Source organism: Amycolatopsis sp. M39, from assembly GCF_001651785.1.
GTDB classification, from domain to species: Bacteria; Actinomycetota; Actinomycetes; order Mycobacteriales; family Pseudonocardiaceae; genus Amycolatopsis; species Amycolatopsis rubida.
Genome location: NZ_LWSF01000011.1, coordinates 117,980 through 141,655 on the forward strand (window position 1 = coordinate 117,980; position 23,676 = coordinate 141,655).

At 66.7% G+C, this 23,676-nt stretch carries 22 protein-coding genes; 10 read left to right on the forward strand and 12 right to left on the reverse strand.

The features are described from left to right. Positions 1-868 precede the first annotated feature (868 nt). Positions 869-1,096, forward strand: coding sequence for a hypothetical protein (locus A4R44_RS24055; RefSeq protein ID WP_157904991.1), 228 nt, complete (start codon positions 869-871; stop codon positions 1,094-1,096). On the opposite strand, the gene A4R44_RS51810 is transcribed toward A4R44_RS24055, so the two are convergent. The 4 genes from A4R44_RS51810 to A4R44_RS24075 all read right to left on the reverse strand — a co-directional run bounded on the left by A4R44_RS51810 (position 1,078) and on the right by A4R44_RS24075 (position 3,814). Next, entirely contained in the window at positions 1,078-1,203 is a 126-nt protein-coding gene (locus tag A4R44_RS51810) for a hypothetical protein (protein WP_255366183.1), read from the reverse strand. The genes A4R44_RS24055 and A4R44_RS51810 overlap by 19 nt on opposite strands. 1,006 nt (positions 1,204-2,209) lie before the next feature. Further along, positions 2,210-2,950 carry a hypothetical protein gene (locus A4R44_RS24065; RefSeq protein WP_067584932.1) on the reverse strand — a complete coding sequence of 247 codons (741 nt, stop codon included), beginning with the start codon at positions 2,948-2,950 and terminating at the stop codon, positions 2,210-2,212. Between the two features lie 73 nt (positions 2,951-3,023). After that, a complete protein-coding gene (locus A4R44_RS24070) occupies positions 3,024-3,293 on the reverse strand; it encodes a response regulator transcription factor (protein ID WP_067584935.1) in 270 nt (89 codons plus the stop codon). Further along, positions 3,290-3,814, reverse strand: coding sequence for an SAM-dependent methyltransferase (locus tag A4R44_RS24075; protein WP_067584938.1), 525 nt, complete (start codon positions 3,812-3,814; stop codon positions 3,290-3,292). Before A4R44_RS24075 ends, A4R44_RS24070 begins: the two co-directional genes overlap by 4 nt. A gap of 802 nt (positions 3,815-4,616) precedes the next feature. On the opposite strand from A4R44_RS24075, the gene A4R44_RS24080 reads away from it, so the two are divergent. Beyond that, on the forward strand, positions 4,617-5,984 hold the full coding sequence (locus A4R44_RS24080) for an MFS transporter (protein WP_157904993.1): 1,368 nt from the start codon (positions 4,617-4,619) through the stop codon (positions 5,982-5,984). A 127-nt stretch (positions 5,985-6,111) separates the two neighbouring features. Next, a complete protein-coding gene (locus A4R44_RS24085; RefSeq protein WP_157904994.1) occupies positions 6,112-7,293 on the forward strand; it encodes a GGDEF domain-containing protein in 1,182 nt (393 codons plus the stop codon). A 14-nt stretch (positions 7,294-7,307) separates the two neighbouring features. Here the strand turns inward: A4R44_RS24085 and A4R44_RS24090 are convergent, their stop codons facing one another. Beyond that, positions 7,308-7,610, reverse strand: coding sequence for a hypothetical protein (locus tag A4R44_RS24090; RefSeq protein WP_157904995.1), 303 nt, complete (start codon positions 7,608-7,610; stop codon positions 7,308-7,310). Between the two features lie 416 nt (positions 7,611-8,026). Between A4R44_RS24090 and A4R44_RS24095 the strand changes: the two genes are divergently transcribed. Next, a complete protein-coding gene (locus tag A4R44_RS24095; protein ID WP_198545420.1) occupies positions 8,027-8,491 on the forward strand; it encodes a hypothetical protein in 465 nt (154 codons plus the stop codon). Next, positions 8,484-9,599: a hypothetical protein gene (locus A4R44_RS24100; protein WP_067584952.1), complete on the forward strand. Its 1,116-nt coding sequence runs from the start codon at positions 8,484-8,486 to the stop codon at positions 9,597-9,599. The genes A4R44_RS24095 and A4R44_RS24100 overlap by 8 nt, the downstream gene beginning before the upstream one ends. A 315-nt stretch (positions 9,600-9,914) precedes the next feature. Here A4R44_RS24100 and A4R44_RS24105 read toward each other — a convergent pair whose 3' ends face one another. From A4R44_RS24105 to A4R44_RS24115, 3 genes are all read right to left on the reverse strand, one after another. Further along, a complete protein-coding gene (locus A4R44_RS24105) occupies positions 9,915-10,262 on the reverse strand; it encodes an MFS transporter (protein WP_067584955.1) in 348 nt (115 codons plus the stop codon). Between the two features lie 218 nt (positions 10,263-10,480). Continuing rightward, positions 10,481-11,812 (reverse strand): MFS transporter, encoded by a 1,332-nt coding sequence (locus A4R44_RS24110; RefSeq protein WP_067585180.1) that lies wholly within the window; start codon positions 11,810-11,812, stop codon positions 10,481-10,483. Positions 11,813-11,853: 41 nt separating this feature from the next. Further along, positions 11,854-12,297: a MarR family winged helix-turn-helix transcriptional regulator gene (locus A4R44_RS24115; protein ID WP_067585183.1), complete on the reverse strand. Its 444-nt coding sequence runs from the start codon at positions 12,295-12,297 to the stop codon at positions 11,854-11,856. A 188-nt stretch (positions 12,298-12,485) separates the two neighbouring features. Here A4R44_RS24115 and A4R44_RS24120 point away from each other — a divergent pair, with 188 nt between their 5' ends. Then, a complete protein-coding gene (locus tag A4R44_RS24120; protein WP_067584957.1) occupies positions 12,486-13,556 on the forward strand; it encodes an MBL fold metallo-hydrolase in 1,071 nt (356 codons plus the stop codon). Positions 13,557-13,580: 24 nt separating this feature from the next. Beyond that, positions 13,581-14,318, forward strand: a complete 738-nt coding sequence (locus tag A4R44_RS24125; protein ID WP_067584960.1) for an alpha/beta hydrolase — start codon at positions 13,581-13,583, stop codon at positions 14,316-14,318. Positions 14,319-14,398: 80 nt separating this feature from the next. Here the strand turns inward: A4R44_RS24125 and A4R44_RS24130 are convergent, their stop codons facing one another. Further along, the gene (locus tag A4R44_RS24130) at positions 14,399-15,205 is read right to left on the reverse strand and encodes an N-acyl homoserine lactonase family protein (RefSeq protein WP_067584964.1); all 807 of its coding nucleotides are present in this window, start codon (positions 15,203-15,205) and stop codon (positions 14,399-14,401) included. A gap of 12 nt (positions 15,206-15,217) precedes the next feature. Continuing rightward, positions 15,218-16,579, reverse strand: coding sequence for an aromatic acid/H+ symport family MFS transporter (locus A4R44_RS24135; RefSeq protein WP_095213573.1), 1,362 nt, complete (start codon positions 16,577-16,579; stop codon positions 15,218-15,220). Positions 16,580-16,980: 401 nt separating this feature from the next. Here A4R44_RS24135 and A4R44_RS24140 point away from each other — a divergent pair, with 401 nt between their 5' ends. Both A4R44_RS24140 and A4R44_RS24145 read left to right on the forward strand, forming a co-directional pair. Then, the gene (locus A4R44_RS24140; protein ID WP_067584966.1) at positions 16,981-18,396 is read left to right on the forward strand and encodes an aldehyde dehydrogenase family protein; all 1,416 of its coding nucleotides are present in this window, start codon (positions 16,981-16,983) and stop codon (positions 18,394-18,396) included. A 66-nt stretch (positions 18,397-18,462) separates the two neighbouring features. Next, on the forward strand, positions 18,463-19,476 hold the full coding sequence (locus A4R44_RS24145) for an NAD(P)-dependent alcohol dehydrogenase (protein WP_067585188.1): 1,014 nt from the start codon (positions 18,463-18,465) through the stop codon (positions 19,474-19,476). A 72-nt stretch (positions 19,477-19,548) separates the two neighbouring features. Here A4R44_RS24145 and A4R44_RS24150 read toward each other — a convergent pair whose 3' ends face one another. Both A4R44_RS24150 and A4R44_RS24155 read right to left on the reverse strand, forming a co-directional pair. After that, positions 19,549-20,298 (reverse strand): N-acyl homoserine lactonase family protein, encoded by a 750-nt coding sequence (locus A4R44_RS24150; protein WP_067584968.1) that lies wholly within the window; start codon positions 20,296-20,298, stop codon positions 19,549-19,551. Beyond that, positions 20,295-21,581 carry an MFS transporter gene (locus A4R44_RS24155; RefSeq protein ID WP_067584975.1) on the reverse strand — a complete coding sequence of 429 codons (1,287 nt, stop codon included), beginning with the start codon at positions 21,579-21,581 and terminating at the stop codon, positions 20,295-20,297. The genes A4R44_RS24150 and A4R44_RS24155 overlap by 4 nt, the downstream gene beginning before the upstream one ends. Positions 21,582-22,081: 500 nt before the next feature. On the opposite strand from A4R44_RS24155, the gene A4R44_RS24160 reads away from it, so the two are divergent. Further along, positions 22,082-23,566, forward strand: a complete 1,485-nt coding sequence (locus A4R44_RS24160; protein ID WP_067584977.1) for an aldehyde dehydrogenase — start codon at positions 22,082-22,084, stop codon at positions 23,564-23,566. Positions 23,567-23,676: the final 110 nt, after the last annotated feature.

Here is a 23,676-nt window from a genome sequence, read left to right on the forward strand (position 1 = left end):
TACCGAGTTGATCACGGCTCACTGTCGCGTGAAGTGCCTGTCATGACGTGCGCTCAAGCCGTCCAGTTGGGGATCGGTACCAAGTGTGTTCGCCGTCGGAGAAGCTGACACCAACCTCGATTCGCGCATTTCTCCTGTAGGTAGCCTCGGCCTCTGTCGCGCCTCGCACCATTAGAAGCCGATTTGCCATTGCTTGAGCGCGCTCATTGACGTCAGGTATGGCATTGATTTCAGGCTGTGGTTGCAGTTTTGGTAATTCGTTTTCCTGATCTGACAATCTGCGGATAAAGTGCCTGAGGTTGCGATCCGGTACGTCTAAAACATCGGGGCTCTGGGTAGGCGGAAGTGTGTTAGCCTTCGAAGTGTACTCATGCCCGTTGACAAAGTAGTGAATGATAACATTGTAGATAGGCAGCGGGCCAGCGTTGTGGAAGAAAGTCCGATAGGTTATTTCATCAGGGGTGGCGAACTTGGCTCGCCATACCGCGAACTTCGAGGCGCGTTCACTGAGCTGGGCTTCTTCCAGCCTCNAGCCTCGCCAGTTGCAACGTTTGGGTTCGGTTGGTTTCGATGGTGGCCTTCGCTGCGAGCGCAGCGGCGACGAGTGCTGCTGCGGCGATGAAGGCGCTCGCGGCTGATGCCCATGCCGAATACCAATCAGGCTTGACGCCTTGGTCCGACCCAATTCTGACCAGGGCTCCAATGCACGCCGCCACCACGACGCCAAGGGTCCCGATGACCCACCACCACCGTTTGTTCATGCTTGGACATCCCTTGCGGTGTGATAACCGTTACGACCGAAGAGTATCGGGATCGTCTCGGTTCGAAGGACGGGATGCCGTCGTCTCGCGGCGTGGGAGGGGTCCGCATGGCCGGAACGATGCCCCCTCGCTTGCAGGCGTACTGGCTCGGCGAAGGGCTGGCTCGGTGGGCAGTCGCCCCCACTCCGTACCGCGCGTTGGTCGCCGCGCTGCTCGACGAGGACGTACCCGCGAATCAGGTGCACGGCGCAGCGGCTCGGCTTCACCGCAAGCACTTCGGCAAGTGGCTCGGCAAGCATGACGGCGTGAGGGGCGACTACTCCTCTTTCGGGTAGGGGAGGAACGCGACTATCAGGTTGGCCACGACGCTGAAGATCAGCCCGACGACGGGGTTGTCCACCAGCGCGAGGACGAACGTCACCACCGCGATATACGCGGACATGAGTGCCTTGCTCTTTTCTCTGTTCACGAAAGTTGAGCGAGCTTGAGACCGAGCTTTGGCAGGGAATCGGCGCGCGGGGGGTGTGCGTCGAGTGTTCGATCTGGCCTCCTACCTGAGCAAACACGATCGAAAATTGTTGCTGGGCCCGCGGGGCAGGCGAGCGCTGACGCAACTCGACCCGTTGCTGTTCGCGCTGCTGTACGCCCCGCACCACCTGCGGGGGCAGGAGACGCACGATGAGATTACGTTCAGCGAAGCGCACCTTGAGCGGTGCCAGCTGGCACGGCGGCACGTCAGGCCGATCAGCGCCGGGCGGCCGCGAGATCCGGACCGATCGGGTCGTCGTGGTGCGGGCTCATCGGGGATGCTCCTGTCCAGTAGGTCTGCCGCGGCGCGTGGCAGCTTGGGGATGCGTCAAGGTGTTGGGTAGCAAGAAGTTCGCTCCTTCCGTGCCCGCGCGGAAGAAGGACACGCGGGCACGGAAGGGGCGGGGCGTGCGGCAGACCGTCACCGCGGCGGCCGTGTGATCGGGCGGATCCGCAGCGGGTGCTCGCCGCGGTAGGAGGCTGCCAGGTGCCCGTGGTCGACCACCACGTGGTAATCGTTTAGCCACACCGAGAACCACCGTTCGGCGCGAGCACCGCGGCGAGCCGAAGAGCCGGCTGTCACAGGCACGCCCGGCACGGGTGTGGTGCGGTAGGTCGCGAGCGTTCCGTTGACCATAGGACAGGCGACGGCAGTGTAAGCCGAGCACTGCGGGTGCAACCCGGGCTCGCTCGTGCATTGCCGCGGAAGATCGGACGCTCGAAGGAGAAGGACGATGGGATGGGGTGCGAGCCTGTGCCCGCACACGCCGCACAGTCGGTGCACGAGGGCGTGCTCGGCGTAAGTCTGCTCAATGCTGCCGAACACGTAACGGCCGTCCGGCAGTTTCGGCGTTATCCAAGGCACGACCAGTCCGCCGGCGAGCGGTCGACCGGACAGCCACGCGGGAACGGGAGGGTGGTCAGGATTCATCGAAGGGTTTCCTCTTGATTCGTGAGGCTCGTTCGATCCGGTCGCGGCGAGCGGCGTTGACCGCGGTCTGCCAGCGACTCCACCGGCGACCTGCTTGGAGAGCCTTGTAGCGTGCGATGTTGTTGGCGGGAATGCCGACCGGTGTCGGTCCCAGGACTGCGAGCAAGTCCGACTCGTCTTGCGAATGCCAGCCGGCTTCGGCAATCGCGTCGGTGTCCGGGAACACGTCCGCGACACGGTCTGCCGACGGGTCGAGCTGGTCGTCTTGCCTTCCGCCGTAGGAGTAGACCCACCAGAAGTTGCGCGGCGGGTCTGGTTCAACGAGGGTCCGGAACGCGGATACTTCCTTGGTGTAGGCGTAAAAGCGGGTAGCTGGCGTGCTGGTGATGACGCGCAGCCAGGCTGACAGGTAGTCGTGAGAGAAGAAGTCGCCGGAATCGTGGATTCTCACCCAGCTGTCGGCAAACTTGGGATGCGCCAGCTCGGACGTCATCTCGGCAGTCCATCCGGGAAGATCGTCGAGGACGTACCGGAGGTTTTCTTGGTGCCGCCGCAGCACAGTCGGGAATCGGTAGGTTCCGTTGCGGGCGTAGCATGCGCTCGCACACACTCCGGCGGACGGACAGGTGTTGTAGTTGCGTCCATCGGGAAGCGTTCCGGCGAACGCTGGCAGCAACCAGTTCCAAATCCCCAGCCGCTTCAGCTCACGGTTCTGACGCAGCAAAGTCATTGGCCCTCCTCAGAATCAAGCGAGGAGGGCCGGACGAACGTCCACTGTCGAGCGTACGCTCGTCCGGCCGTGATCAGCGAGTTGGCCGGGCGGGGGTGAGCGGTGACGGCTCTATCGCAGGACCGAACGAGGTGTCGGTCCCGAAAATGCCGACGTGGTACGCAATCGCGACCGCGTGCGCTCGGTTGGCTGCCCGCAGCTTGCGAAATGTGTTGTACAGGTGGGTCTTCACTGTCTCTGCAGTGACGTATTCGATCTGCGCGATCCGACGGTTGGACAGTCCGCGGGCGACGTGCGCGAGCATCTGAGTTTCCCGTTCGCTGAGCGACGGTCGGCGGTTCATCGCGCACGCCGCAGTACACGCTGCCACCAGGCATCGGTTCGCCGGCCTCGCTTTGAGCAAGCCAGGATGGAACAGTCGGCGGGAATTCCGGCCCGGCGAGCGCGGCGAGAAGAGCGGCGGACCCGGCCGAACTGGCTGACCACCTCCTGGGCGGCACGCGCATGCTGGCTTTCAGTTCGGCCCCAATCCTGTGGCACGACAGCCAGCAGGGTCCCGTTGTCGGCGAGCAAGGACCACGCCATGAGCACGGGCTCGGCCCAATCGGGTTCGAATACCTGATTGAGGATCACGGCGTCGAACTGTGCATGGCCGTTGTCTCGCAACAGTTTGAGATCGTCGGCCGACTTGACGAACGTCAGCGAGTTTTGCGGTTCGCCCTCGGCGAGACGCTTCTGCTCGGCCGCGTCGGTGTAGGCGCAGCACACAAGAACTCGCTCGGCCGGAGAAGCCTCGGAACGCGTCTGGGTGCTGCGGCTGTAAGCGATGGGAGACGTCTTTGCGCTGGTCTCGTTTCGATGCATGCCAGGTTCCTTCGTGTCGGAGGACGGACCCGCACCTCGCAGCAGCCGCGCGTCGCGCGCGTGCAAGCCCGCGGACAGCGACGGTGCGGTAACGCGCCTCATCCGGGCTTGCACGTCGCCGCGCGGATGCTTGGGTGGCTGGGGGCCGTCTCGGCACGACGGAACCTCGTTGACTTCGCGGTGGCCAACTCTGGAGGTGGAAGCAAAATGAATTCATCTGTTGACAAGAAGGAGGCGTCTGGGCAAGGTGGAGGCAGAAGGTGATCAGCTGGCAGCCCGGACCGGAGCGGCTGCAGCAGCACCTTCCGGTCGGCGGCTCCCTCCTTGTATTGCCCCCTCAGTGGATGCCGCGGTCCGGTCCGGGAGGCGGTTGTCGGGGAGGGCGCCGCCTCCCGGGCGACCGGTCTCAAAATCGGCTCTGATTGAAGTCGTTTTAGGGGTGGCGAGGTCGGCTTTGCGCGGCGGCCGGGAATGCGAACAAAGCACTCAGCCATCCGAGTGAAGTGTTGCGTTCTGCATACACTTGCGCACTCAGCGGTATACGTTGATCCACTTGGAGGCGATGGGTGGAGTCGCCTTCAAGAAGTCATATCGGCAGGGGAGGCCGTATGAATCTCGTCGTCGTGCGCCGAAGGCTCATGGATTCGCGTCGCCACCTGCACGGAAGCAGGCGTCGCGACCGCGACCTATGACAGTTTCCGCGGGGCCTGGCTGAGGACGCCTGGTCCGTCCGAACGTCCGGATAACTGTGGTCGGCGGTGCCGACCCGGTCCCGGTGACGCACGACCACCGCGGGGGATGAATGTCTGCAGGAAGCAAGCCCGGCTTCGCCGAACCATTGCGAAACAGCGAATTCCGGGCGCTGTGGCTTGCCGAGCTGAGTTCCGTCATCGGCGACCAACTCGCGCGAGTCGCGCTTGCTCTGGTCGTATATGCCCAGACTTCGTCCGCCTTCCTCACTGCACTGACATACGGCTTGACCCTCGTGCCCAGCTTGCTGGGCGGAATGCTGTTGTCTGGTTTGGCGGACAGGCTTCCCCGGCGCAGTGTCATGGCTGCGACGGACGGGGTACGCGCCCTGCTCGCGGGGGCGATGGCGGTGCCCGGATTGCCGTTGCCTGCGTTGTGGAGCTGCGTCGGGCTCCTGAGTTTCGCTGCGGGACCGTTCAAAGCCGCGCAGATGTCATTGCTGCCGGAAGTCCTGGGCCGCGGCGAACGCTACGAGGCAGGGCTCGCGCTGCGACAGTTCACGACGCAGGTTGCGCAACTCGGGGGATTCGCAGGGGGAGGGCTGCTGCTCGCGTGGCTTGATCCGCATGTCGCGATGGGACTCAACGCTGGCACGTTCGTGATCAGCACAGTTTTCGTGCTGTGCGGCGTGCAGCGGCGACCCGCCGCGCGTACGTCAGAGCAGCCGGAAATCTCAGAGCCGAGTGACCGCATTCCTTACGGCAGTCGCGGCGTCGTTGTCGCGTTGTTCGGACTGGTGCTGCTGCTCGGCCTGTACATCGTTCCCGAGGGCTTGGCCGCGCCGTACGGGCGCGAGGTCGGCGTTGGGGCGCTCGGGATCGGATTGCTGATGGCCGCGGATCCGATCGGCAGTGCGATCGGTGCTTGGGTTTCGACGCTGGTGGCCCTGCCGACCAAGGTGTCGACGGTCGTCGCGTTGGCAGTGCTGGCCGGGGTGCCGCTGCTCGCCTGCGCGGCGAAGCCGAATCTTGCCGTGACGCTGGTGCTGTGGGCGATGACCGGCGCGGTTGCTGAGGTGTATGTGATCAAGGCGCAGGCGCTGGTGGTCAACGTCGTGCCGAATCGAAGACTCGGCGGCGTGATGGGCCGGATGGGAACGGCCATGTACTGCTCGCAAGGCCTCATGATCGTGGCCGGCGGTGCCGTCGCGGACCGCATCGGACCATTTCGGACGACAGCCGCGGCCGGTGCGAGTGCAGCGGTGTTGGCGCTGATCGTCGGTTCCGGGTGGTGGGTGGCTCGCTCCCGGGGAGCAACCAGGAGCGAGCCGATCTCAGCAGGTCGAAAGCGTGATCACCATTCCTTGCCGCGCACGTTCGGCACCTCCCCCCAGGACCAGGACCGCCTGGCCGACCGGGCCGTGCACGAAGAGGCGGCGCCGACCCGGTCGGCGACACACAGGGGTCAGTATGGCGGGTAAAGGGGCAGCGGAGCCAGACGCGTCGGGAGCAGCTGCGCGGAGGCGGAGGTCTGATCGGACAGCGAGGCTGAGAGACGCTCCACGCTCGGTGTTCGCGACCGTCGTGCTTGTCGATCTTCTGGCTGCCATGCTGGTGCTCTGGTGGCTGTGGATCGAACCGCCGGTGTTCGCGGATCTCGGCCGGTCGGTGCTGATCACCGTGGGAGGGCTTTTCAGCGCAGAGCTGACCTGGCGTCTCGAACGGCAGCGCCGGCAGTTGACCGACACTCCGCACGTCAACATGAGTTCGGTTGCGATTCTGGCGGTCACGTTGGTGTCCGGCCCGGTCGCGGGGTCGATGGCTGCCGCGGTGCTCTACCTGCATCTCTGGTGGCGCGCGTCCAGGTGGACCAGCGGGATCGCCCCGTATCGGGCGGTGTTCAACACCAGCGCGATGATCATCTCGGCGTGTGTGTCGTACGGCGTGGTCCGGGGCGTGTCGTCCGGGAACGTGCTGAGCGCGCCGAGCGACGTGAGCGCCTTGGTGCTCCTCGCTGCGATCGCAACGTTTTGGCTGGTCAATACGTTGGCAGTCGGTGCGGCGATCGCGACTGCGGAGAAGCAGCGTTCGATCGCCGGGATCGTCGGCGGCTGGAGCGCCAACGCGCTGGAGATCGTGACCCTGTTCCTCGGGGCGGTCACCGCGGTATTCGTCGAGCTGCGGCCGTGGCTCGCCCTCTTCCTGCTGCCGTTGGTTTACGTGCTGCACCGCAGCGATTCAGTGAAGCACCTCGAGATCGCTGCCAGTACTGACCGCAAGACCGGTCTGCTCAACATGGAGACGTGGCGGTGCCTGGCCGAAGCGGGTCTGCGGAAGGCGCGACGGCACCATGTGCCGACCGCGGTGCTGATGCTGGACTTGGATTTCTTCAAACGCATCAACGACACCCACGGTCACCTCTTCGGCGACGACGTACTCCGTGCGGTCGCACAGGTGATCACCAGCGAGACTCGTCGGACGGATCTTGTGGGCCGCTTCGGCGGCGAGGAATTCGTAATCTTCCTGTCCGATGTCAATCTCGGCGGGGCGACTGAGGTCGCCGAGCGCATCCGCTGTGCCGTCGCGGCACTGGAGATAGTCCCCAGCGAGGGAAGCAGTTCGTCGGCGGTTCCCGTTCGCGTCACGGTCGGCGTGGCGTGTGACAACGGGTACGGCGGCGACGAGGTCGATCTAAGTGAACTACTGCTCTCGGCGGACAACCGGCTGTTCTTCGCGAAAGGCCAGGGCCGCGACCGGATCAACGCGGGCTACACCCGGCAAGCTCGCTGACCTGACGCTGCCGGTCACTGGTTCGGTGCTGTCTCGTACCGATGCATCCACTCGATCAACGGGCGGACAGCGCGCAACGCTTCCGCGCCTTTCCGGGTCAGTTCGTACCAGGTCGGCTTGAAGTGGCCTTCGTCGGCGTGCAGGCGCACAAGTCCGTGATCTTGCGCTCGTTTGAGCGTCTTGGTGAGGCTTTGGTCTGAGAGCGGGCTGATGTCATCGCCATTTCCGGGCCGCACTTCGCCTTCGTTCACCCGGTCGCGGATTTCGCGGTACTGGAGCTGGTCCTCGGTGGAGAGCGCGGCGAGCACCACGATCATCCACCGTCCTCGGAGCATCTCGACCGCCGACTCGAAAGTCTTCTGGTACGACATGTTCTGCCTCGACACGTTCTCAGCTAACACGATCCATGTGACGCTGTCTCGCTGAACGGGGGATTCTGTTCGAGCTAGGCCAACTGAGTGAATATCGCCCGGAACACCCCTGCGTGAGTCGACGCAGATCACTGGCGTGAGTCGGCAGATTCCCTGGTAGGCATGCCGCAGCCGGGACTGACCGCCTGGCACCGCACAGAAGCGCGAGGCTTGGGTCGGCGGCCAGGAGCAGGCACCCGCCCAAGCCTCGCCGGGGCAGGCACATGCGGCCCTGGAGTTGTCCGGCTTGGCCGGACGGGCCGAATTCACAAGGGTGGGAAATGCGCGCGAAGCGAGCGGAAGAGTCCAGGCTGGAACCGAGCATGGTCGCCGACATCGCGAGACTCGTCGGGGAGATTCCGGTTCCGCGGCCGTTCAGCATGAACGGTTTGGTCGGCCGGTTGAACCGGCTCCGGGACAAGCCGATCCGGTTGATGCGCGGCGATCTGAGCGGAGCCATGCCGACCGGCATGCTCATCAGAACCGAGAGCGCGGACTACATCGTCGTGATCCGCGATATCGAACGGGGACATGCCAGGCACATCCACTTCCACGAACTCGGGCACATCCTCCTGGAAGACGGGGATGCCGCTGGGCCGTGCCTGCCGCGCGCGGACCCTCGCTGCCGCGAGGTCGACGAGCTGATGGCGGAGGAGTTCGCCCATCAACTGGCCGAGCGAATCGACGCCCACGCCCTCAGGAGGGACCGCGGTCGCGAGAACTGTGCAGCGGTGGCGCTGGGCAAGACGTTCGCGGCGGCGACGGACCTGCGCGACGCGCATGCGTGACCCGCTTGGATTGGTCGCGCTCGCGACGGGAGTGCTGGTCGCGGCGGAAGGCGTCCGGACGATGATCGTGTTCGCCCGGCACCGCGACGCACGGGGCAAGGCGTATCTCGGGACGATGCTGACCTTGTTCGGTGTGTCGTTGGCTCTCAGAGCGCCGGAGGCCACCGCGATCGCGGGCGATGTGACCGGTGTGCCGAACCTGACGATCTTCGTGCGCGGTGCGTGCTCGCTGGGAACGGTGATCGGGCCAGTCGGCCTCCTTGGACTCAGCGGGTGGGCTTGGTTGCGGCTGCGGTACGTCCTGACCGCCGTCGCTGCCGGAACCGGCGTGCTGGCCTGGACCGTCTTCGGCTGGCCGCGGATGTCTGAAGGCGCTGAGCTGCCGGGCGCGGTCGTCTGGGTCAGCGGTGTGGTCCCCGGGCTCGCGTTCGCGGTGCTCACGATGCGAATCAGGAAGGTGGTGCGGCAGGCGTCGTGGCGACTACGAGTCGCGGGCGATCTGACGATTGTCGGCTGTTTGGTCTGTTCGGCAGGAGTGATCGCGAGCCTGATCACGGTGGTTGGGGGGCCGGATTTGGCCGGTGGCAGTCCCTGGAGGGGCCTCGTCGTGCAGAGTCTCGGCGGTCTGCTTATCGCAGCGGGTTCGTGCTTCGGCGAAGCCGCGGGCCTTGTCGCGGACGTTCGCAGAAGGCTCCAGAACGCGAGTGTCCGGCGATTGTGGCGCTACGTCGCGCCGATCAGGCGGACGATGCCTGATCGGCTTCAAACTGGCGGTGTGCCGGATCGAGAGATCATCGACATTTACGATTCGCTTCTGATCGCACGTCAACAGAACTGCAAGCGGGTGCGTGAAAGGGCGTCGTTGGTAGCGGACGCCGCCGGTCTGCTCAGGCGGGACCGAGATGAATTCTTGGATGCGGTCGAGCTGCGCGCTGCGGTGAGCGGGTCATCCCGGCTCAGGCGTGCGGCAGCGCGTACTCCGCAGGGAAAGCTGGACATTGACCTGGAGACGGATTCGCTCGACGTGGATGTTGCGGCGCAACGAGCTCAGGTTGTTCGGTTGGCGAGACTTGTGCAGCGGGACGGGATGGTGCGGCGTACTGCCTAACAGGCAGGTTTGGTCTCTGAGCCGGTGTCGTTGGAGTGGTGTCCGTGGGTGGAATGCGCCCCCGGGGCGGTTCGGACGACATCTCCATCGGGAGAATGACCTTTGAGCTATGGGTTTCCGCGGTGGTGGGGACTGTGACCTGTCGTCGGGTGTGTCGGGGTGAGTCGGCATGACGGCGGTGATGGTGGAGCGTGTCGGTCGTCATTCGGAAGGATCAGCGGCTCGGACGTGCCGGCCGTGGTCGTTGTGGGTGCACTGCGATGCGACGGTGGAGTCGTGAGATCGAGCACGATGCCGCGCTTCGGTGTTGTCAGTTCACGCGCGGGTCAGATCCGTTCCGCGCGTCTCGCGCAGCCCACACGCGCACAGCAAGCTGACGAGGCAAAGAGCCGCCAGAAATGCGCCGAACACGAATCCGCCATAGGCTGCCGTGATCGCCCCGGCCACGAGCGGCGGGATCGCCCCTCCGACGATCTGTGCGATGTTGTAGCTGAAACCCGCAGCGGTGTAGCGGTAACGAGTCGGGAAAAGCTCGGACAGCAAAGCGCTCATGGGCCCGAAGGCGACACCCGAGACGAACATCGTCACGCACACGCCGAGGCCGAACGCCAAGGTGGAGCCCAGGTCGACGACCCGGAGGCCACCGCGCTGGCCATCTCGCACCTACGCGACCGTGACGCAAGGAAGGCCGGGCGCGAGGGCTTCTCCGCCAAGATCGTGGCGCACAGCGAGGCTCGGACTGGTGGCCAGTGGTGTGGCGATCGCCCGTTGGTCGGCGCGCCGTCGGTCGCGAGCCCGCGGGGAGGTGTTGCCGACCGGAGTGTGCACAGGCCCGGGCGGTACCGAGCAGGGCTGCGTTCCGGAGATCGCAGGCGTGGAAATCAAGCTGTCGACCGTTTCAAAGCTCGATCGAACACCGTCACCACAAGCAGGACCGCCGCGATCACGAGAAGGATCCAGCCGAGGTTGTGCAATCCGGCAGACGTCGCGTGCCCGCCGAAGCTGTGTGCGATCAGGGCGGAGGCGGCCATCGCGCCCAGGTACTGCGAGGTGCGGAAGAGGCCGCTGGCCGTTCCCATCATTTCGGTAGGGGTCTGCCGGTACAGCGCCGTCTGGTTCGTGACGCTCGAGAGCCCTTGGCTGATACCGAAAATCGCACCTAGTCCCACCAGCGCGACAACCCAGGTGCCGGTGTCGACGAACAGCAAGAGTGCGGAACCGCCGAGGAGGGCGAAGGCGTTGGCGATCAGGCGAGCCCGCATCGTGTGCGGCTTTCCGCTGACCGCGGCTGCGAGGACCGCTACTGCGGACATCGGCAGCAAGAGCGCGCCTGCCGCCGACTCGGACAAGCCGCGTGCCGACTCCAGCCATTGCACGTAGCCGTACATGATCGCGTAGACGATCAGCAGAGCCAGCGCCTGCCGGAGGTAGGTGCGCAGGAGGGGCGCGTTCGCCCCCAGGCTGCGCAGGTCGATGAACGGCTTCCGGACGCGCAGTTCCACTCGGACGAGCGCGGCGGCCAAAGCCGCGGCGATGGCGAGGAGGTAGCTGGTGCGGACCGAAGGAGCCATCACGAACAGCAGCAATACGATCAGGGTGGCGGAAAACAGCAGAATGCCGCCGACGTCGACCGGCGCGTGAGTGAGTGTGCTGCGGTCGTCGCGCGGGACCCAGACGAGGGCCAGCACGAGCGAGATCACGGCGAGGGGAATGTTGACCGCGAAAATCGCGGGCCAGCCCAGCAGCGCGATCAACGCACCGCCGAGAGGCGGGCCGAGCACCATCACCGTCTGGCCGCAGATCGCGAGCAGCGACAGCATACGGCTCGGCACACCCTGGCCGGTGGCTTCTGCGTGTTTGCGAAGCACGGCCATCGCCGCCGGGAAACCCGCGCAGGTGCCGAGGCCGAGCATCGCGCGGACCGCGACCAAGCCGCCGAGCGGGACCGGCAGCAGCCCGATGGCACTGGCGACGATGACGACGGCCGCACCGCTGACGAGCACCCGTCTGGCGCCGAACCGGTCGACGAAAAGGCCCATGACCGGCTGTCCGACGGCTGAAGCCACGTAGAGCGCGGTCACCAGCCACGCGGTTTGCGCGGGTCCCACGCCGAACGACTGTCCAATGGGGACCAACGCGACCGAGATCAGCGTGGTGTTGATGGGGTTGAGAGTGGCGCTGGCTACCAGGGGAATGGCCAGCCGGGCTCCGATGCGGGCAGGGGCAGGGGTCGCGACTTGCGGTGCCGTGGGTCTCACACTCCTGTGTGCTGGGCCAGGCGCTGCAGCAGCGGCAGGGCTGAGGCCAGTGTTCCGCGCTCTTCCGGCGTCATCGTCGCCAGCGCCTGTGCGATCCATTCCTCGCGATGCTCGTGCAGGCCTCGCACGGTCTTGTCGCCGAGCGTCGAGAGCGAGAGCACGACGCGCCTTCCGTCGTGCGGGTCCCGGGTGCGTTCGAGATGGCCGAGCCGGTCGAGTTCGGCGAGGGTGGCTCCCATCGACTGCTGGCGGACGTGCTCGGCCGCGGCGAGCTGGGACTGCGTGCTGGGACCGGTCCGGTGCAGCCGGCCCAGAACCGCGGTCTGCGACGGGGTGAGCACCTCGGCGTTGTCGACCTTGCGGAGCCGGCGATGCAGTTGCCCGGTCACTCCGCGCAACTCGCCGGCCAAGCGCGCGATATCGGTCGTGATGCTGGACATGAGCACAGGCTAGGCTGTTCAGTCTGCCTTGTGCAACCTAGTGAGTTGACGGTGAATGTCCATAAAGGACTTTTGTGTGAAGTGAATCCGTTGTGGCGCAGTCTATTTGACTGGCACACGTTTGGCACTCTATGGTCAATACCACAAATGCGATATGCAGTTCATAATAGCGAACTTTCAGAGGTGTGATGCACGACTCGTCGTCGCTGGCGGCGCGGTCCGGCGCTTACGGCCGTCCCGAGGAGCGGCCCACCCGCCAGGTCGGCGGGTGGGCGGTGGCGGGAGGGGTGTGGGCGACGGTCGTTCCGTTCCCCAGTCCGCTGGCCTACTCGTACTCCTACGCGCTGCGGTACCCGGAAGGTCTCGTCGTCGTGGACCTGGGATGGGACTCGGACGAAGCATGGCAGGCTTTCCTGAGAGGTTTGGCCAGGGCGGGAGCCAGCCTCGACGAAGTGCGCGGGGTCGTCGCCACCCACGCGCATCCGGATCACTACGGGCTCGCGCGCCGGATTCGCGAGCACACCTCGGCCTGGATCGCGGCGCATCCGGGGGAGCGGGCTCAGATTCGGGTGGACGCGGCGGAACGTCGTGAGCGGATCGACGAGATCGCTGCCTGGCTTCGCTACTGTGGCGTGCCGAGATCGCTCGCCGCCGAACTGCGCGGCGAACTCGAGGCGCTTGACGCTGTCCTGCCGGCGGTTGAGCCTGATGTGGAACTCGTGGACGGCGCTCCGGTGCCCGGCACCGAAGGATCGCTGCTCGCGGTGCATACGCCCGGCCACACCGCGGGGCACCTGTGTTTCCACGAGCGGGAACGGAACCTTCTGCTGACCGGGGACCACGTGCTGCCCAAGGTCACGCCGAACGTAGCCTTCCGGCCGGGTTCGGATCCGGATCCGCTGCGGGACTTTCTGGGTTCGCTGGCCCGCTTGCGCCGGATTCCCGACGCGACCGTCGTGCTGCCCGGCCACGAATGGTCGTTCGACCGGGTGTCCGACCGCGTCGGCGTGCTGCACGAGCACCACCGGGATCGCCTGTCCGAGATCGAACACGCTGTCGCGCAAGGGTGTGACACGGTCTGGAAGGTCGCGTCAGCGGTGTCCTGGGCCCGTGATTTCTCGGCATTCACCCCGCGTTCGATGCGATCGGCGCTCGCCGAAACCGCGGCGCATCTGGTTCGCCTCGCCGGAAGCGGGCGGATCACCCGCCTTCCAGGCACCCCGGGGCATTGGGTCGCCAACGACTGCGAAACCCGCTGAACGAGATCGACAATGAGGAGAACCATGGTGACAACGCAGTCCCGGCAGTTCGTTCTGGTCCATGGCGGACGGCACGGCGGATGGTGCTGGCGTCCGGTGGCGCGAAGGTTGCGCGCTGCCGGGCACGAGGTGTTCGCCCCGACACTCACCGGCCTCGGCGAACGGTCCCACTTGCTCACCCGGGACGTCGGGCTCGCTACCCATGTCGAGGACATCGTCGCGACGTTCGAGTACGAGGACATCCGCGACGCCGTGCTCGTCGGGCACAGCTACGGAGGCGCTCCGGTCACCGGTGCGCTGGAACGGATCGGACACCGGGTCCGCGCGCAGGTATTGCTCGACGCACAGGTGCCGCGAACCGGCGAGTCCGTCTTCGACCTCAACGGGCCCGAGCGCGCCAAGGCGATGATCGCACTGGCGGACGAGGGCGGCGAAGGGTGGTACATCCCGCCCGCGGACGCCGCGCGTTACGGGGTGACTGACCCGGTCGACGCGGCGTGGGTGAACGAGCGCATGACCGCTCAGCCGCTCAAGACCTATCAGGAACCGAGCGGGCCGACCGAAAAAGCCTGGCGGCATCCGGGGATCTACGTCGAGTGCGTCCCGTCGTCTCAGGAGCCGCACATGCTGGAGAGGATGCGCGCTCGCAGCGCAGAGGATCCGTGCTTCGAGTACCGCGTGCTGAATACCGCGCACGACGCGATGGTCACTGATCCCGATGCGGTCACCGCGTTGCTTCTCGAGGCGCTCGAACTGGGCTGAACGTGCGTTTGGCCGCACGAGGATTCTGATGACGAGCGCACCGGCCAGGGTCTTGGGCCGGTGCGCTCGTCATCGCGGGCTCAGCGGGCTCCGACCGGAGCGGACAGATCGAGGCAGTTCTCGGCAACCTCCTTGTAACCGGCCGTGACAGCAGGGTCGTGCCCTGCGACAACGGTCGTGTCCGGCCTGGCGGCCAGGCTGCGCAGGAGCTGGTAGGTCCGGTACATGCCTTCGAGTTCGGTGAACACGTGGAACGGGCGGTCCAGCGTCATTTCGTCGGCGTAGTGCAACGCGTCGGACGCGAGAACGACCGAACCGTCCGGAGTGGACACATCGGTGACCAGCTGGCCGGGGGTGTGTCCCGGAGAAGTGATCAGCCGGATCCCCGGGTACAGCTCGTGGTGGTCGTCTTCGACCTGGAAGAGCCTGCCTTCTCGTTCGAGGTTCTCGACGGCGGTGAGCTCCTCGTCGCCGAGTGCCAGCCCGAGGCAGGGACGGTGGGCGAAGGGGCCGCGCCAGAACTCGAACTCTCGGCGGGCGATGCTGAAGGTCGCGTTCGGGAACAGACCGACGTTGCCGATGTGGTCCCAGTGCATGTGGGACAGCACAACGTGATCGACCTCGGCCGGGGAGAGCCCGATGCGGCCGAGCAACTCTGCCGGTGTCGCGGTGAGCGTCCGGCCGCGTTGCTCGGCGCGCTGCGGGGTGTAGCCGCAATCGACGAGCACCGTGCGGTCTGAGTTCCGCGCGACCCAGAAGAAGTAGTCCATCGGATAGGGCTTTTCGGCCTCTCCGTAGAGTTCGTAGCGGTAGAAGGTGCTTGAGGCGGTGTTGTCGTCCCGGAAGGCGTAGCGGAGCGCGTAGGTCTCGTAGGTGCTGGTGCTCAACGGTGTTCTCTCCTAGACGTGGGTCTGAGCCGTGCGGGTGCGCGGCAGGGCGAGGGTGACGACGACGCCGAGGACGGCGGGAACGAGCAGCGCCAGGAAGTTCCATCGCGTGGGCAGGCCGGCGGCGATGATCCACCCCACGGACATCGGAGCGACGATCCCGCCGATCCGCGCCAGGCTGATGAACGAACCCAGCGCCGAGGCGCGTATCTGCGCTGGCGCCCAAGTTCCGACGTAGCCGTAGAGGACGTTGGCTGTCCCGTTGCTGCCCGCCCCGGCCAGTGCGGCGGCTACGAATGCCAGTGCGGCCGGAGGCTGGGCGGACAGGATCGCCAGCGCGATCGCGCCGAGCGTGAAGGCGAGGCAGGTCACTGTGCGCGGGCCCCACCGGTCGGCGACGAACCCGAAGGTGATGCCGCCGACGACCGCGCCCGCGGACAGGGTGGCCAGCAGTGTCAGCGCGGATGTCGACGGATACCCCGCCTGTCGCATGAGCTGGGGCAGCCAGGTGTTCAAGCCGTAGATGATCAGCTGTACAAAGGCTCCGCACAGACCGAAGAGCACGAGCTTCGGAAGGAGACCGCGATCGAGCAGCGTTCGGATCCGGCCGGCCGCGGGTCGCGCTTGGTGCGGCTGATCGGAAGACGGCAGTTCGAGCCGGAACCGCGCGGCGACCTCAGCGGCTTCCCGCACCCGTCCCTTCGACGCGAGGAACGCCGCGGATTCGGGAAGGACGAACCACGCGACGGGCAGCAGGAGCAACGGGAGGGCGGCGAAGGCGTACATCGGCCGGAAACCCAGCGACCCGAGCACCGAGATGCCGACCATCGAGGCGGCGATCGTGCCGAGGGGGAAGCCGATGTGGACGAACCCGTTGAACGTGTTGCGCCGCCGCGGCGGCGCGAACTCGATCACGAACGCGACGACGATCGGGAGCACGCCGCCCAGCCCCATTCCGGCCAGGAACCGGAAAACGCCGAAAACCGCGAGGGTGGGAGCGACGGCGCAGCCGATCATGCAGACCGAGAACCAGCCGATGGTCAGGATCAGCATGATTTTGCGGCCCAGCCGGTCGGTCGCGAACCCGCAGATCAGCGAACCGGCCAGCATGCCCACCAGCGTCAGGCTTCCGACGAGACCGAGAGCCGCCGCGGACGCGTTCCACGGGGCGTAGTCCAGCATCGCGGGCACGGTCGTGCCGTAGGCGGAGATGTCATAGCCGTCGAACGCGATGATCAGGCAGCCGAATGCGGCGATGAACGAACCAGATCTGGTGCGGCCGAGGTGGCGTGTGGAGGGTTTTCGCTTGCTGCCTTGGATTTCTGTGTCCGCGGCAGCGGTTCGGGGGACGGTCTGCTTCGTTGGATCCGTCATGAAATCTCCTCGCCTTTGCTCTGTGCCGCGCTCCGTTGCGCGGCGATCGTCAGCTGAGAAGTGTTGGTGCGCAAGCGTTGTGCTGTCGGCAAACTGAATCCGTCGCCGAGCGTCCGATGCGCGGGGCAGCCGCGCACCGAGTGGCGGGCACGGCCAGTGAGTTCATAATTACGAAATGTAGTTCGTATGCGCAGCTGGAGGTTACGGTCGNCGGTCGCCCTGTCGGGCTGTCAAGCACGAGCACTGACCGGCCCGCGCCGCCCGTGTCGGCGAACTGATTGACCTGACGCGGAAGCGGGAGGTAACGTCAATGATCGCAATAATGGACTATAGTTCGTATATGCGATCCCATCGGTGGGCGTCCCCGCGTCGCACGGAGTGGTCGCGCGAGGGAGACAGCCGTGATCGAACGAGACGCGATCTTCATCGACGGCAAGTGGGTGAAGTCTGCCGGCAGCGGGACCATCACAGTGGTCAACCCCGCGACCGAGGAGCCGATCGCGACAGTGCCGCGGGGTGACGCCGCGGACGTGGACCGCGCTGCCCAGGCGGCCGCCCGTGCCTTCGAAACCTGGTCGCTGTCCTCGCACGACGACCGGGCCGCGTTGCTCATCCGCATCGCGGACATCCTCGAGGCGAAGGCCGAGGAACTGGCTCGGTCGACGGTGCGGGAGATCGGCACCCCGATCGCGCTGGCTCGCCGGTCGCACGTCGCCACGCCCATCAACGACCTGCGCATCGCGGCCGCGAGCATCAAAGACATCCTTTGGGAAGAGCAATTCGACGACACGATCGTGCGACGCATCCCGGCAGGCGTCGCCGGTGCGATCACCCCGTGGAACGGGCCGATGCGGATGATCGCCTTGAAGGCGGCCGCCGCGCTCGCGGCCGGGTGCACCATGGTGCTCAAGGGGACGGAAGTCGCCCCGCTCAGCTCGTTCGCGTTCGCCGAGGCGGCAGCTGAGGCCGGGCTCCCGGACGGCGTGTTCAACGTCGTCAGCGGCACCGGTCCGGACATCGGCGAGGCATTGGCGACCCATCCGCTGATCGACATCGTGTCGCTCACGGGGTCGGTGCGCGCGGGCAGTCGCGTGATGGAACTGGCGTCGAGGTCGGTCAAGCGCGTCGCGCTGGAACTGGGCGGAAAGTCGGCGAACATCATCCTTGATGACGCTGACCTGGAGAAGGCCGTCACCGACGGGCTGACCGACGCGTTCCGAAACGCCGGACAGGTGTGTGGCGGCCTCTCCCGCACGCTGGTTCCCCGGTCGCGGTTGGCGGAGGCGGAGGAGATCGCGGCGGCGAAGGCCGCGTCGTTCGTGATGGGCGACCCGTTCGACGAGACGACCACGCTCGGGCCGGTGGTGTCCGACGTCCAGCGAGAGCGGGTGCGCCGCTACATCCGGACCGGGATCGACGAGGGCATGCGGCTGGTCGCCGGCGGCCCGGAGGCGCCCGACCATCTCGACCGCGGCTATTACGTCCGGCCGACCGTCTTCAGCGGCACGAACAACGACACCCTTGCCCGGCAAGAAATCTTCGGGCCGGTCAACGTCATGATCCCGTTCGACGACGCGGACGACGCCGTGGCGATCGCGAACGACTCCGACTACGGCCTCGCCGGCGGCGTCTGGTCCGCCGATCCGGAGCGCGCGCGGTCGGTCGGCCGTCGCCTCCGCACCGGGCGAGTGCGTGTCAACGGCGCCCCGATCGACATGCGTGCGCCGCACGGCGGCCTGAAGCTGTCGGGAATCGGGCGCGAAATGGGCCGGTACGGGATCGAGGAATACCTCGAATACCAGTCGCTCATCAGCTGAGCGCCGCACCTGATCCAGCCCGTCCCCGAAAGGAGTTCAGCGTTGATCACCGCCCAAGCCCGGACCATGACCGGCCCGGCCGCCCCGTTCACCACTGTCACCATCGAACGCCGGGACGTCGGACCCACCGACGTTCTGCTGGACATCGTCTGCGCCGGCGTCTGCCACACCGATGTCCACCATGCCCGCGCCGAGTTCGGGCACACCCATTACCCGATCGTTCCCGGCCACGAGATCGCCGGCGTCGTGCGCGAGGTCGGCTCCGAGGTGACCGGTCTGGCGGCGGGCGACCACGTCGGCATCGGCTGTCTCGTCGACTCGTGCCGCGAGTGCGCACTGTGCCGTGCCGGGCAGGAATCCTACTGCCGGGACAAAGTGCTCACCTACAACGCGATCGGGCGCGACGGGAAAGTGACGCTCGGCGGCTACAGCGAACGCGTGGTCGCCGATCAGCGGTTCCTCGCGCGCATTCCGGACTCCTTGCCGCTGGAATCGGCGGCACCGCTGCTGTGTGCCGGCATCACGATGTACCAGCCGTTGCGGCACTGGGGCGCGGGACCGGGCAAGCGGGTCGGCATCCTCGGGTTCGGCGGGCTCGGGCACATCGGAACCCAGATCTCGCACGCACTCGGCGCGCACACGACTGTCCTCGAACTGACCGAGGACCGCCGCGGCGACGCCGAGCGCCTCGGAGCCGACGACTACCGCACGACCGGCGATCTGGAGGCACTGCGCGACTCGTTCGATCTGATCGTCTCGACCGTGCCGTCGGCCTACGACCTGTCCTCGCACCTCGACCTGCTGGACTTCGACGGAACGTTCGTCAACCTCGGCGTCCCGGACGAGCCCTTGCGGATCGAGCCGTACGCCGTGCTCACCAACCGGAGGAGCCTCGCCGGCTCGATGAGCGGAGGCATGCCGGAGACGCAGGAGATGCTGGACTTCTGCGCGGAGCACGGGATCAAGGCTGAGGTGGAAGTGATCTCGGCCGGGGAGCTGGACTCTGCGTACGACCGCCTCAGCAAAGGCGACGTCCGCTACCGGTTCGTGCTGGACACCTCGACGATCGCCGGTTCCTGAGCATCGGTCATCCCGGCGAAAGAGGCCCGGCTCCTTTCGCGGAGCCGGGCCTCTTTCGCTGCTCGATCGCGCTTATCGGAACTCCCGGCGTTCGACGACGAGCGGGTCGTGGCTCGGGACGACTTCGCAGCCGAGCTTTTCGATGCGCAGCAGGCTGTCCTGGTAGGCGAGGAGGTCGGTGAAGAAGCCGGAGGGGATGTGGTCGGCCTCGTCGTCGCCGGCCCAGTTTTCGTACAGGTCGATGCAATCCCCGGCGAGCAGGTACTGCTGGGACTCCGCGGTGACGAGGACGCCTTGCGAACCGGGGGTGTGTCCCGGAAGGTGCACCACGGCGACGCCGGGCGCGATCTCGGCGTCGCCGTCGACCGCGTCGATCCTGTCGTTCGCGCGGTGCCACGCGGCGGGCAGCCCTGGCAGGCACTCGAACTGGCGGCGGTGCCAAGGGACGGGCTCGGTGGCGTAGTCGATCTCGCGCTGTTGCACGACGATCCTGGCGTTCGGGAAGAGATGGTTGTTCGAGCTGTGGTCCCAGTGCAGGTGGGTGTTGACCACGACCTCCACCTCTCCCGGGTCGACGCCCACCGAACGGAGCGCGGCCTCGGGTCGTTCCTCAGGGGTTTGCTCCATCCGGATCCGGTGGTGCTGCCACGCGCGGTCGAAGTCGGCCCCGGTGTCGACGACGACCGGTGCGCCGTCGCCCTGGATCACGAACATGATCAGCGGGATGTCGAGGGTTTCGCCCCAGCCGCGCGAATAGGTGAGCGACGGCTTGTGGAGGCCGAACACCCGGCCGACGGAGACGGCGGTGACGGTGCGGGTCATGCCGTTTCTCCCTCGGCGGCGGCCGAATCGGTCAGCTCGCGGTCGCGGGTCTCGCGCAGCGCGAGAGTGCAGACGAGCCCGATCAGGCAGTAGGCGGCGAGGAAGAGCCCGAACACGAAGCCGCCGTAGCTGCTGATGAGCGTGGCTGCCACGAGAGGCGGCACCGCGCCGCCCAGGACGCCCGCCAGGCTGTAGGCCAGCCCCGCGGCGGTGTAGCGGTAGCGGGTGTGGAACAACTCGGAAAGGAACGAACCCGCGACGCCGAAGCCGACGCCGGCGATCAGGAAGGTCACCGAGATGCCGATCCAGAACGCGCCCAGGGATCCGGTGTCCAGCAACGGGAACAGGGCCAGTGCCCACGGGACGCCGACGATGTTCGCGATCAGCAAGACCCGTCGCCTGCCGAACCGGTCGGTCAGCATTCCGCCGGCGACGATGGCCAGGCAGTTGAGGAGGTTGCCGAACATGCCGGCGCCCAGCACCTGCGTGCGGGGCAGGTGCAGTGCCCCGGTCCCGTAGCTGGTGAGGAAGGCGATCCCGACGTAACCGAGGGAAAAGGCCATCACCAGCGCGCCGGCACCGAGCAGGATCTCTTTCCACTGGTGGGACAACGCTTCCTTGAAGGGCAGCCCTTCGCCGGCTCGGCGCTGCTTGGCCTGTGCTTCGAACGCCGGTGTCTCTTCGATGCGCAACCGGACGTACAGGCCGACAAGCACGAGCACGATGCTGATCAGGAACGGCAGCCGCCATCCCCAGGCGGCGAAGGTCGCGTCGCTCATGAACAAGCCGGTGACCAGGAACGTTCCGAGCGCGAGGATGTTCGCGAACGCGCCGCCCAGGTTGGTGAACATCGCCCAGAAGCCGCGACGGCCCTTGGGAGAGTGCTCGCTGGTGAACAACGCGGCCCCGGCCCATTCGCCGCCTGCTGCCAGGCCCTGGGCGATCCGGAGCACGACGAGTGCGATCGGCGCCACGACGCCGATCGTCGCCGCGGTCGGCAGCAGCCCGATGACCACAGTGGACAGGCCCATGATCGACATGGTCGCGATGAGGGTCCGTTTCCGTCCCAGCCGGTCGCCGAAGTGCCCGAAGACGATCGATCCGAGCGGACGGGCGACGAACGCGACACCCAGCGTCGCGTACGAAACGACAGAGCCGGCGTGCTCGCCCAGCGCGGGGAAGAAGGCGCCGGCGAAAACCAGCGCCGCCGCGGTGGCGTAGATGCCGAAGTCGTAGAACTCGATGACGGTGCCCATGAAGCTCGCCAGCGCCACCCGGCGCATCTTCCGGGACGTCGCCGCCGCTGGCTTCGGCGGCGCAAGAACATCCGCAGGAGGGCGTGCTGGCAGGCCGTCCTGGGGAAGGCGTGTGGACATCGGACTGACTCCTCGAAGTGCTCGTCGTTGAGGGCGAGGCGGACGCGGCGGAAGCCGGTGGCGAGGTGCGCACCGGCGGAGGGCCGGGCAGAATCGAGTTCGTATATAAGAACTTGAATCTGAAAATGGGAACTCTTAACGGACGATAACCGCGCCCGCCTGGGAGGGTCAAGGGATCGCCGGGGGTCGGCGCGGTTCGGGGAGCGGGTGGTCAGCACCGTTGACACTCCTCGGTGCCAGTGCGAGCATGTCATAATAACGATAGAGAGTTCCCAATTATGAACTCGACTGAGACTCGGGTTCCTCCGCCCGCATCGGCGGCGGAGGGGGACGATCAGTATCGGGACGCTCACCTGACGCGGCCTTGGATCCGGCTGCGGCGATATCTGGAAGGTTTGGCGACAGCGATGTCCGTACCCACGACTGCCTGGCCCCGACAGCTCCCGGCCGGTGACGACCCCGTCGCCATGCTCATCGACGGAGAGTGGACGGACTGGCCGGGATCGGCCATCCCGGTGTTCGATCCCAGCACCGGCGACGTGATCGCGTCGGTGCCCGACGGAGGTGCGGAGGCGGTCGACGCGGCCGTGGCGGCGGCTCGCCGTTCCTTCGAGGAGCAGCGCTGGCGCGGCCTGTCCGGGCCGGACCGCGGCGCCGTGCTCTGGCGGGCCGGCGATCTGATGCGCGAGCGGGCCGACGACCTGGCGCGCCTGGAGAGCTTGAACCTGGGCCTGCCGGTCGCCCAGGCCAAGGCCATGGTGCTCGAGGCCGCCGCGCAATTCCGGTACTACGCGGGGTGGGCGGACAAGATCCACGGCCGGACGATCGACCTCGGGCCTGCCGAGCGCCGGATCCAGGGCTACACCCTGCGGGAGCCGATGGGCGTCGCCGGGCTGATCACGCCGTGGAACGCGCCGCTGAGCATGGCGGCCAAGAAGCTGGCGCCGGCGTTGGCAGCGGGGTGCTCGTGTGTGCTCAAACCCGCGGAGGAAACACCGCTCACGTCGCTCTGGCTGGGGCAGTTGCTGCTCGAAGCGGGCATTCCGGCGGGCGTGGTCAACGTCGTGACCGGAGTCGGCGAGCGCGCCGGGGCGGCGCTGGCCGAGCACCGCGACGTCGACACGGTTTCGTTCACGGGATCGACCGAAGTCGGCAGGCTCATCGTGCAAGCGGCCACGGGCAACATGAAGAAGCTGTCGCTCGAGCTCGGGGGCAAGTCCCCGGTGGTCGTGTTCGGCGACGCCGACCTCGAAGCCGCGATTCCGGGCGCGGCTTCGGCGGTGTTCTGGAACTCCGGTCAGGTGTGCGCGGCGGGCACCCGCCTGTTCGTGCACGAGTCCGTCTTCGACGAGGTGGTCCGCGGAGTGGCGGAGTACGGCCGCAAGATGCGGCTGGGCGCGGGTTCGGACCCGTCCGCGGACCTCGGTCCGCTCATTTCGCAGAAGCAGCTGGACCGGGTGTCCGGCTACGTCGGGCGGGGCGTCGAAGACGGCGCCCGGGTCGTCAGCGGCGGGTCTCGTGCCGGGGACAAGGGCTATTTCTTCGAGCCCACTGTTCTCGTGGACGTCGACCAGTCGATGACGGTCATGCGGGAGGAGATCTTCGGGCCGGTGCTGGGCGTGATGCCCTTCTCCGACACGGACGAAGCGGTCGCCTTGGCGAACGACAGCTCCTACGGCCTGGCCTCGAGCATCTGGACCCGGGACGGCTCCTTGGCCCACTCGGTCGCCCGCCGGTTGCGGGCAGGGCGCGTCGGGATCAACGTGCACCGCGCCGGCGGCGCGTACATGCCGGCCGGCGGCTACCGGCAGTCCGGATGGGGCCGGGAAAGCGGCTCCGAGGCCCTGGAGAACTACCTCGAGACCAAGTCCGTGGTGTCGCAGCTGGCCTGAGAACGAACGCGCGGCGGCGGGCGCTTCGGGAGGGAAGCGCCCGCCGCCGCGCGTCAGCACACGGGGGAGTGGCCGTCTGTTCGCCAATGCTCTAGACGGTCCTGGCGAAG